The organism is uncultured Succinatimonas sp., assembly GCF_905203285.1.
Classification (GTDB): Bacteria; Pseudomonadota; Gammaproteobacteria; order Enterobacterales; family Succinivibrionaceae; genus Succinatimonas.
Genome location: NZ_CAJKVK010000074.1, coordinates 1 through 9,800 on the forward strand (window position 1 = coordinate 1; position 9,800 = coordinate 9,800).

Here is a 9,800-nt window from a genome sequence, read left to right on the forward strand (position 1 = left end):
ATTTAAACAAAATTACAAACGAGCCTCAACTTTTGCAGTTAACGCTTTAATTTCAGCAGCAGTTTGATTAAAAGCGACACCGCCTATAACATCACGCTTTTTAATGATATTGCTAAGCTCCAATGCTTCATACACATCACCGCCGATGACTTTGGCAAATTGCTCAAATTCATCAACCGACAAATCTTCAAGAGCTTTACCCTTTTCAATTGCGTACAAAACGGTGCGTCCGACAATGGAGTGAGCTTCACGGAACGGTACACCTTTGCTTACCAGATAATCGGCAAGCTCGGTTGCATTTGAATATCCGCCCTTGGCTGCCTTAATCGCATTGCTCTTGTTAAGCTTAAGATCCTCAAGCACCAATGCCGCCATATATAGGCAGTCATGCCAGGTATCAATAGCGTCAAACAAGCGCTCTTTGTCCTCCTGCAGATCTTTATCATAAGCAAGAGGCAAAGCCTTAACCGTAACCAACATGCCTGACAAAGCTCCGACGACGCGTCCGCATTTTCCGCGAATGAGCTCTAAAGCGTCAGGATTTTTCTTTTGCGGCATTAACGAAGATCCTGATGTTACCTTATCGGATAACTCGACAAAGTTTGCCTCTCCGCTGTTGTAAATAATCAAATCTTCAGCAAGACGGGATAAATGGATCATGGAAATTGAAGCGCAAGACAAAAGCTCCAGCACATGATCGCGATCGGAAACTGCATCAAGACTATTGCGGGTTGCTCCCTTAAAGCCTAAAGAATGAGCTAATTTTTCACGGTCAACCTTATAGGCGGTTCCGGCAAGGGCTGCCGATCCCAGCGGACAGGTCGACATTAGTTCATATGCATTCTCAAGACGAGCATAGTCACGCTCGAACATTTGAGCATAAGCCATCAGGAAGTGACTGAAGGTAACCGGCTGTGCACGCTGCAAATGAGTATAGCCGGGGAAAATATCTCCCTCATGACGCTCGGCACAAGCCAAAAGAGTTAATTGTAAATGATTAATAGCTTTTAAAATCTCATCTACCGCACCGCGGCACCAGAGTTTTAAATCCAAAGCTACCTGATCGTTACGACTTCTTCCGGTATGAAGCTTCTTACCTAAATCACCGACCTTTTCAATAAGGCGTCTTTCAACATATGAATGAATATCCTCATCTCCGGCAACGGCAACTGCGTGCAGATCTTTACTTATTTCTTCTTTAAGATCTTTTAACGCCTGCTGTAAATCAGCACATTCTTTTTCCGTAAGAACACCGACCTCACATAAGGCTTTTGCCCAGCCTACCGATCCGTCGATATCTTCAATTGCCATGCGATAATCAAATTTTAAAGAATCGTTAAAATCTTTAAATCTCTGATCAGGTCCTTGAGTAAATCTTCCGCCCCACAAAGCCATAACAAATAATCCTGTATAAAAAAACGAAAAAGCCCGACTGTCTTTTTAGTCAGGCTCTATTTTGACATACCCTTCACTGTCTTGAGAAGGGAAAATACGCCTTTTAAGCGTATTGACACCTAATTACTGCTTACGCTGCTGCTCGTTTAAAGCGCGGATGCGTGAAGGCAAAGAGTACAAACGGATAAAGCCCTCAGCGTCTTTCTGATCGTAAACCTGGTCTGCACCGAAGGTTACGAAATCAAAGTTAAAGAGGCTGTTCGGAGAATCCTTCTGGATAACGTCAATATTGCCTTTATAAAGGCGAACGACGACTTTACCGTTAACGTCTTTTGCAATCTCGTCAGCGGCAGCCATCATGATTTCACGCAAACGGGTAAACCAGCGGCCGTCATAAACAAGCTGAGCAAAATCGATTGCCAAATGCTCGCGGTATGTGCGGGTATTCTTATCTAAAACAAGCTGCTCGATAGCGCGCAGAGCCTTGTAAATAATGGTTCCGCCCGGAGTCTCGTAGCAGCCGCGGGACTTCATGCCGACCAAACGGTTTTCAGTAATATCAACGCGACCGACACCATGACGGGCACCAATCTCATTTAAGAAACTGATAGACTCAAACGGAGTCATGTCTTTACCGTTAACCTTGGTAACAACACCCTTTTCTACGGTGATTTCAACAGTCTCGGGAGTATCAGGAGCCTTTAAAGGATCGGTAGTCCAAACCCAAACATTCTCGGAGGCAGGATTCCAGGTATTTTCAAGCTCGCCGCCTTCGGTAGAAATATGAAGGACGTTGGCGTCACGGCTGTAAATCTTCTTTAAAGTGGTCTTGCACGGGATGTTGCGTTCATTTAAATAAGCGAGCAATTCCTCGCGAGACTGCATATCCCAAATACGCCACGGGGCGATGACATCAAGCTGCGGAGCCAAAGCGGCAACGGCACTTTCAAAACGAACCTGATCGTTGCCTTTGCCGGTAGCACCGTGAGCAATAGCATCAGCACCTTCTTCAAGAGCACATGCGACCATGGCTTTAGCAATAACCGGACGAGCGATGGCGGTACCTAACATGTAATCGCCTTCATAAATAGCACCGGTCTTGAAAGTCTCATAAACGTAATCGCGAACAAACTCTTCGCGTAAATCCTTAATGATGCACTTTGTTGCACCGGAGGCTTTGGCTTTATCTTCAATACCGTCTAAATCATCACGCTCCTGACCTACGTCAGCGACGAAGCATACGACCTCGCAGCCGTAGTTCTCTTTAAGCCAAGGAACGATGGTTGAAGTATCAAGGCCGCCGGAATAAGCTAAGACAACCTTTTTATACTGTTTCTTCTCATGCTTTAACATCTTTTCTTTCCTCAAAAAGTCTTAGCCGACAAGTTTTGCCAGCAAAGCCATGTGAATATGCAGACGGTTTTCCGCTTCATCAAAAACTGCGGATTTAGGACCGTCCATAACCGAGTCGGTGATTTCATAACCGCGATGAGCCGGCAGACAATGCAAAACAATCTTCGCACCTGATTTTTCCACCATTTCATCATTAATCTGGAACGGCATATAAAGCTTTCTCACGCTGTCAAGCGGAGTATTATCGCCCATAGATACCCAAGTATCGGTATAAATGACATCAAATCCTGATATTTTAGAAGGATCGCTTAAAACTTCAAGTTTTGATCCGTTCTTACGGGCAATTTCAGCTGCCTTATTAAAGATCTGCACGTCAGGACCTTTGCCTAAAGGGCAGAAGCAGGAAACGTTCACGCCTAAAATAGCACCGGCAACAAGCAAAGAGTTGGTTACGTTATTGCCGTCACCTAAATAGGCAAGTTTTGCACCCTTAATAGTTCCCAAATGCTCGCCTACGGTCATATAGTCAGCCATAGCCTGGGCAGGATGATACAAATCGGATAAGGCGTTAATGACGGGAACGGATCCGGTTGCAGCAAGCTCTTCTAAAGTTCTTTGCAAAAACACACGGCCGATTAAGCAGTCAGTCCAGCGCGACAGATTTCTTGCATAATCTGCAATGGACTCACGCACCCCGAGCTCTCCGCTCTGCTCATCAAGATAAACGCCGTGACCGCCTAAGCGGAACAAAGCAAGCTCAAAAGTGGTTCGGGTACGTAAAGATGGTTTTTCAAACAATAAAGCTCCGGCTTTGCCCTTTAAGGTGTCGCTATAAGCTTTAGGATCTTTTTTCATTGAGGCTGCGGTATTGATAATATCAAGATACTCATCTTGAGAAAATTCAAAACCGGTTAACAGATGGCGCATACTGTACTCCTAAAGGTAAGTAGCAAAATGCAAGCTTTTAGGCTGCGTCTTAATTTTAAAAACGGCATAAAAACGCCGTCATCTTATCTACAAATGCAAAAGAAAATTATAGGTCAAGAAACAGGACAAATAACTAGATTGCACCAATTTCATGCAAAGAAAGTGCCAATGCTCCTATAGATCGTGCCTCGGCTAAAGGAGAATTGACATCAAAAAGTAATTTTTTAGCCTCATCTACAGATACTTTAATGATATCAATAGGTTCAGGCTCATCACCTTCTAATTTGCACGGATACAGATCGCGGCACAAAAACACATGCATTTTAAGTTCCAGCATACCCGGAGCCACGGTCATAGCCTTACGTAATCTCGTAAGGCGTTTTGCTCCTAAGCCTATCTCTTCTTTAAGCTCCCTGACTGCGGCCTCCTCAGGTGTTTCTCCCGCGTCAATCTTTCCTTTAACAAAACCTAAAGAGTAACCCTCAAGTCCGCAAGCGTACTCTGCGCTTAATAAAAAATCAGTACCGTCAAAAGGAATGCACATTACGGCACCGTTACCGCCGCAAATTTTCTCGTAGACAGCTTTTGTTCCGTTAGAAAACTGCAAATCGAGCTCTTCTACCGTAAAAATCCTTGAAACTTTTTGCTTACGCCTTCCCAAAATCTGCGGAGGATTCTTTTTTAACGCGCTAAGGTTCATAACGCTATCCCTTATTTTAGATTTCACTTATACTGCACATGTCAAATTAACACATTTTCAGGTTGAAGATTAAACTAAGTGAGCGAAGAAAAAGAAAAATCCGTTCGTATTGATAAATGGCTGTGGGCAGCGCGTTTTTATAAAACCCGCTCTATTGCAAGACAAATGATTGAAGGCGGAAAAGTCGATTACAACGGCTCTCGCGCCAAGCCGGCACGACCTGTTGAAGTTGGTGCCATAATAAAACTTTTGCAAGGCAACACCCGCAAAGAAGTCGTGGTGTTAGGCATTTCCGATACCAGAGGTCCTGCAAAGGAGGCACAGCTTCTTTATAAAGAAACGGAAGAAAGCATCAAGCGCCGCGAAGAAATCGCCCGCATGAATAAAGAATTGGCGCTTATAAATCCGCGTCCTGATACCAAGCCGAATAAAAAAGAACGCCGCGCTCTTATCAACCTTAAGCAAAACGGTTTTTAAACTAGAGGATTAAAAATGACTGAAGCTTTAAATCAAAATACTCAAAATAAAATCATTCGTTTCCTTTTTGAAAAACACGGTGTCCGCGGTGAAATCCTGCAGATGGATACTCCTTGCTTCAAGCTATTAGAGCATCATGACTATCCTCTTTCAGTAAAACAGCTTTTAATTGAACTTGCCTGTTCAGCGATTCTGATTGGCTCCACACTTAAAGCCAACGGCCAAATCATGGTGCAGATTTTAGGCGGAAAAGGAAATCATGCCGTTAAATATGCGTTAATCAATATCGATAAGGATTTATCTTTTTACGGCAGCGCAGCCTTAATTGAAGGCAACGACTATGAAAGCAATTTAAGCTTTAAAGATATCTGCGGAGAAAACGCAGTTCTGGTTATTTCAGTATTTCCTGAAGACGGAAATAAATGGCAAGGCATTGTAAGCCTTGATACTGAAAGTCTTGCCAAAGCTTTGGAAGGATATTTTAAAGAATCAGAGCAGCTTGATACCACTTTCTTTATTTATGCAAATGCCGCCGAGCATAAGGCAGGCGCCATCATGCTGCAGATCATCCCCGAAATAAAAGATAACCATTTATCGCTTGAGCATTTAAGCACTCTAGCCTCAACCATGACATATGAAGAAATCACTTCTTTGTCCTTATATCAAAATCTTCATAACCTCTTTGTTGAAGAAGAAGTTAAAGTTTTTGATCCTAAAGAAATTCAATTTAAATGCGTCTGCTCACGCGAACGCTGTGAAAGAGCCCTAAAAGGTCTGCCGCGTGCTGAACTTGAAGAGCTTATTTCCGAGAACGGTACTTCCATGACCTGTCAGCACTGCGGTAAAATTTATAGTTTTACTAAAGAAGATTTGGAAAAAATGATCTTAACCGTATCTCAGTAAAATTTAAACTATTTTTATGAAAGCAACAGATACAGCCATCAGCCTTCCTTCAGCCTCATGGTCAAATGTTTCGATCATGAGTCTTTCTCACTTTACAAGTGACTTTTTCTGTAACGTTCTGCCTATCATGCTGCCGATTCTTGCCGCCCGTTACGGGATCTCTTATTCCCAAAGCGCGGCATTATTCATGGTGTTTTCCGTATCCACCAATTTTCTGCAGCCGCCCATCGGCATTTGGGCTGATAAAAGACCGGTAAATTATTTAATGCCGTTGTCGATTTTAACCGGTGCTTTTTTTGCCAGCATCGTAGGCTGGAGTCCCAATATTTATGTCCTTATCTTTATCATCCTGCTTTCCGGGATCTGCAGCTCGGCTTTCCATCCGATAAGCGCCGGAATCGTGCATGATATTTCGCCAAAACGCCATCAGACTTTTGCCACCAGTATTTATATTGCAGGCGGTAATCTAGGCTTTGCCATCGCTCCGCTTATCATTGCTGCATTCATAGAACAATTTACCGATAAAAACCTGCCGTTTCTGTTTCTGTTCGCGCTTATCGTTACCCTGATGATTTATAAGCAAAGATTATTCGTAACTCCGCCGCGTAACGAAAGCAGCAGCGAGCCGCAGATAAACTTAAAAAGCATCATAAAATCCAAGCAATTTATATTTTTAAATACTTCAATTGCCCTCAGATCCTGGTGCTATTGCGCATTAGTTGTGTTCCTGCCTCTTTTGCTTACAGCTCACGGATACTCCACCGTTGAAAGCGGACTTGCTTTAATGTGCCTTTTAGTCGGCACCGTTTTCGGGGGATTGGCAACCGGAGGACTATCGGATAAATACGGGCTTAGAACTTTAATTGTTTCCACTTATGTCCTTACTATTGCGTCTCTTGGCTTCTTCTTGTGGCGTCTTGATATTTCCTTTATATCAATGGTCGCTCTTTTCCTGGCCGGAGCCGGAATGTACGGCTCAACACCGGCAGCAATCGTATGGGCACAGCGCTTGCTGCCGCGCAATGCCGCTTTTGCCGCATCAATGATGCTTGGCTTTACTTTCGGTATGGGATATGTTGAATCGGTCATTACCGGATTTGTCGGAGATCTTTTCGGTCTTAGAGTCGGATTGATTGCTACTATTTTCCCCGCTTTAGTTTTAGCCATCATCATTATTCTGGCATTAAAAGAACCGCCCAAAGCAACGGACGTTAACCTTAAAAACATTTAGTGTTACCTAGAATAGAGCATTGAGAATTAAACTCATGCTCTATTTTCTTTCTTCCTTCCTCTTTGTTTTATAATTGCAACAAAAATTCTTACTTACAGGGATTAAGCTATGAACGAAATTTATTTGGGCGTAAATATTGATCATGTCGCTACCGTCCGCAACGCTCGCGGCGGTACTTATCCCGATCCCGTAACCGCAGCCGCCGTCGCGGAAATGGCAGGGGCTGACGGAATCACTACACACTTGCGTGAAGATCGCCGTCATATCACCGACCGCGATGTCAGAATCATCCGTGAAACCGTACAAACCAAATTAAATCTTGAAATGGCGGTAACTGACGATATTTTAGGCATAGCCGTCGCGCTTGCCCCGCAGGCTGCCTGCTTCGTTCCCGAACGCCGTCAGGAAATTACTACCGAAGGCGGATTAGACGTTGTCGGAGAAATAAATAAAATCGATGCAGCAATCCGCAAACTTGAAAAAGTCGGAACCAAGGTTTCTTTGTTTATCGATCCGGTTAAAGAACAAATAGATGCCGCTGTAAAAGTGGGCGCTCCTTACGTTGAATTTCATACCGGAGCTTATGCCAATGCCGTAACCGACTCAAATCGCGATAATGAGCTTAAACGTTTAAAAGAGATGGCAGCCTATGCTCACTCTTTAGGAATTCATGTAAATTCAGGCCACGGACTTAATTACAACAACGTTGCCGCAATTGCCGCCATTCCTGAAATGGAAGAGCTCAATATCGGACACAGCATCATCGCTCGCGCTATTTTTACAGGACTTAGCGAAGCAGTCCGCGAAATGAAACGTATTATGCGCGAAGCTCGCCATAACGCTTAATAGCTTGTAAATACTTTCTTTACCGGTGCTTTTGCACCGGTTTTTGTTTACATTAGAAAAACTCTTTTTCTTCTAATTGCCGTCTTAACAAATATGTGATCTATCAACGTTTTTCTTCACAAGAACACCAAAATTCCTACTTTTGTCTTTGTCTTGCCTTTAAAAAACCTTACAATCTTTTAAAGGATTTTATATGAGCAAAGATAGTTTAGCCGTCACACGTTACGGATCGCCGCAAGGCAAACCTTTATGCATAATTCATGGCTGGGGCTGTGACAGCAGCTTCCTGTTGCCTGTTGCCAAAATGTTCCGCGATCGCGATATCTTCTTAATTGACCTGCCGGGTTACGGAATGAGCAAAGATCTTAAACATATCGCAAATTCTCTTGAAGAAACATCTTTAGCTCTCTTTAACGCATTGCCTAAACAGTGTGATGTAATTGCATGGTCAATTGGATCTATCTTTACATTTAAAGTTGCAAATTTGTACGATTCCCCTATTGATAAACTTGTGACTATCTGCGGAACTCCGCGCTTTCCTAAAGATCCGAACTGGCCAGGGGTATCCTATAACTTCATCATGAAGTGTAAAAATCTTCTTACTCCAAGGCGTTGCAACCGTTTATTAAAACTCTTTTTCCGTATGCAAACCGAAGAAATTTTGCATGGTAAGGATGAATTTACCATCCTGCATTCACTTTTAAGCCAATCTGAAGAAATTCCTTTTGAGGTATTAACTGCCGGTATTGAAATGATGGCTTATGCGGATGTTCGCGAAGACTTTAAGCATATAAAAATCCCTTGTCTGCACCTTTTTGGCAGAAAAGATCGCTTTGTTCCTTGTGCTTTGGCTCAGAATATGAATATTAATAAGCTGCATCAAACATTTATCTTTGAACATTCAGCTCATAGCCCCTATCTTACGGAGCCCGATCTTTTCTATGAAAAAGTTTCTGCTTTCTTAGAAGACAAAAATTTAAATTCCTAGAGACTTTCATCCATCTTCAAACTTGAAAGTAAAGCAGCTCCCTTCACGGTCAATAAGTACTTTTGCCGCGGATTATTTAATTTTTCAGGATACAACACTTTGACAAAACCCGACTCAATTGCCGGATTTAGATAATTTTTAAAGAATGTCGGCCGGTGCTTTAAACCGATTTGTAACATCAATTCCTTTACTGAAAGCTGCTGCGTATTAATCATCTTTAACAAAACTAAGGTATTAGGCTCAACTTGATCGGTACTTGATCGCTTTTTTTTGTTTCTTCTTGCAAAAAAGTTTTCGGCGCATTAATTACCAGATATCTGTTTTTTAACTCAAAATCAGTACCCGCAATTAAATTTTGAAAAAATCTTTCCAAGAACTCTACATTTCTTTCAATTTGAAGCTGTAAATTTTGATAGTTGGCACGAACTAAAACGTTACGAAAATACCAAGAATTTTTAACGAACAAATTATTTTCGACTTTAAATCCTAAAGATCTTAAGTACTTAATGATGAACACAGCTGTGGTTCGAGTATTTCCTTCACCGAAAGGATGAATTTGCCAAAGATCTGCTGTAAAGCGCGCAATATGATTGGCAATATCCCTTAAAGAAAGTCCTGAAAACTTAAATTTTTTTTCTTTATCCAAATCGTATTCAATAGATGCTTTAATATCAGGAGCAGAAACGTACAAAACAGTGTCGCCACGCAACCCCCACTCTTTTTTGGTGATGTTGTAATCGCGTATTTTTTCGGAAAATTAAAAAATTCCGTCAAATATACTTTGGTAAATGGATAACAAACCGACAAGAGAAAATGAAAAAGTATTTTCGCCAAGGATTTTGGCAATATTTGCAGAGGCTTTATCTGCCTCTTCCGTTTCTGAAAATTTTAGATCCCTGCTACTTTTTGACTGATAGTAACTTTTAATTAGATCTCTTGCTTCATCTATAGAGATATCACCATCAATATGTTTACGCGCA

The 9,800-nt window shown here is 42.2% G+C and carries 11 protein-coding genes and 1 pseudogene; 5 read left to right on the top strand and 7 right to left on the bottom strand.

Features of this window, described 5'->3' with window-relative positions; all coding sequences use genetic code 11:
* Positions 1-12: 12 nt before the first annotated feature.
* From argH to nudE, 4 genes are all read right to left on the bottom strand, one after another.
* Positions 13-1,395, bottom strand: coding sequence for an argininosuccinate lyase (argH, locus tag QZ019_RS07620; RefSeq protein WP_294567827.1), 1,383 nt, complete (start codon positions 1,393-1,395; stop codon positions 13-15).
* 123 nt (positions 1,396-1,518) lie between these two features.
* The gene (locus tag QZ019_RS07625) at positions 1,519-2,748 is read right to left on the bottom strand and encodes an argininosuccinate synthase (protein ID WP_295483845.1); all 1,230 of its coding nucleotides are present in this window, start codon (positions 2,746-2,748) and stop codon (positions 1,519-1,521) included.
* 21 nt (positions 2,749-2,769) lie between these two features.
* Positions 2,770-3,675, bottom strand: coding sequence for an ornithine carbamoyltransferase (gene argF / locus QZ019_RS07630; RefSeq protein WP_295483847.1), 906 nt, complete (start codon positions 3,673-3,675; stop codon positions 2,770-2,772).
* A 133-nt stretch (positions 3,676-3,808) separates the two neighbouring features.
* The gene (gene nudE / locus QZ019_RS07635) at positions 3,809-4,375 is read right to left on the bottom strand and encodes an ADP compounds hydrolase NudE (RefSeq protein WP_294567823.1); all 567 of its coding nucleotides are present in this window, start codon (positions 4,373-4,375) and stop codon (positions 3,809-3,811) included.
* A 78-nt stretch (positions 4,376-4,453) separates the two neighbouring features.
* Between nudE and hslR the strand changes: the two genes are divergently transcribed.
* The 5 genes from hslR (at position 4,454) to QZ019_RS07660 (ending at position 8,820) form a co-directional block, all read left to right on the top strand.
* The gene (gene hslR, locus QZ019_RS07640) at positions 4,454-4,852 is read left to right on the top strand and encodes a ribosome-associated heat shock protein Hsp15 (protein WP_294567822.1); all 399 of its coding nucleotides are present in this window, start codon (positions 4,454-4,456) and stop codon (positions 4,850-4,852) included.
* A 15-nt stretch (positions 4,853-4,867) separates the two neighbouring features.
* On the top strand, positions 4,868-5,755 hold the full coding sequence (locus QZ019_RS07645) for an Hsp33 family molecular chaperone HslO (protein WP_295483850.1): 888 nt from the start codon (positions 4,868-4,870) through the stop codon (positions 5,753-5,755).
* Positions 5,756-5,771: 16 nt separating this feature from the next.
* Positions 5,772-6,986 carry an MFS transporter gene (locus QZ019_RS07650; protein ID WP_295483852.1) on the top strand — a complete coding sequence of 405 codons (1,215 nt, stop codon included), beginning with the start codon at positions 5,772-5,774 and terminating at the stop codon, positions 6,984-6,986.
* A gap of 108 nt (positions 6,987-7,094) precedes the next feature.
* Positions 7,095-7,832 (top strand): pyridoxine 5'-phosphate synthase, encoded by a 738-nt coding sequence (pdxJ, locus tag QZ019_RS07655; protein ID WP_294567819.1) that lies wholly within the window; start codon positions 7,095-7,097, stop codon positions 7,830-7,832.
* Positions 7,833-8,025: 193 nt separating this feature from the next.
* Entirely contained in the window at positions 8,026-8,820 is a 795-nt protein-coding gene (locus QZ019_RS07660; protein WP_294567818.1) for an alpha/beta fold hydrolase, read from the top strand.
* Here the strand turns inward: QZ019_RS07660 and QZ019_RS07665 are convergent.
* The 3 genes and pseudogenes from QZ019_RS07665 to QZ019_RS07675 form a co-directional block, all read right to left on the bottom strand.
* A complete protein-coding gene (locus QZ019_RS07665; protein ID WP_295483855.1) occupies positions 8,817-9,035 on the bottom strand; it encodes a Fic family protein in 219 nt (72 codons plus the stop codon). The two genes, QZ019_RS07660 and QZ019_RS07665, sit on opposite strands and share 4 nt — an antisense overlap.
* Before the next feature lie 11 nt (positions 9,036-9,046).
* A complete protein-coding gene (locus tag QZ019_RS07670) occupies positions 9,047-9,529 on the bottom strand; it encodes a Fic family protein (protein WP_295483857.1) in 483 nt (160 codons plus the stop codon).
* 48 nt (positions 9,530-9,577) lie between these two features.
* A pseudogene (locus QZ019_RS07675) lies at positions 9,578-9,800 on the bottom strand (cell filamentation protein Fic); the annotation flags it as partial.

Coding starts and splice junctions, on each gene's coding strand:
- QZ019_RS07665 (WP_295483855.1), bottom strand. CDS start 9,035: ATGATTAATACGCAGCAGCTTTCAGTAAAGGAATTGATGTTACAAATC.
- nudE (WP_294567823.1), bottom strand. CDS start 4,375: ATGAACCTTAGCGCGTTAAAAAAGAATCCTCCGCAGATTTTGGGAAGG.
- argF (WP_295483847.1), bottom strand. CDS start 3,675: ATGCGCCATCTGTTAACCGGTTTTGAATTTTCTCAAGATGAGTATCTT.
- QZ019_RS07625 (WP_295483845.1), bottom strand. CDS start 2,748: ATGTTAAAGCATGAGAAGAAACAGTATAAAAAGGTTGTCTTAGCTTAT.
- QZ019_RS07660 (WP_294567818.1), top strand. CDS start 8,026: ATGAGCAAAGATAGTTTAGCCGTCACACGTTACGGATCGCCGCAAGGC.
- argH (WP_294567827.1), bottom strand. CDS start 1,395: ATGGCTTTGTGGGGCGGAAGATTTACTCAAGGACCTGATCAGAGATTT.
- pdxJ (WP_294567819.1), top strand. CDS start 7,095: ATGAACGAAATTTATTTGGGCGTAAATATTGATCATGTCGCTACCGTC.
- QZ019_RS07650 (WP_295483852.1), top strand. CDS start 5,772: ATGAAAGCAACAGATACAGCCATCAGCCTTCCTTCAGCCTCATGGTCA.
- QZ019_RS07645 (WP_295483850.1), top strand. CDS start 4,868: ATGACTGAAGCTTTAAATCAAAATACTCAAAATAAAATCATTCGTTTC.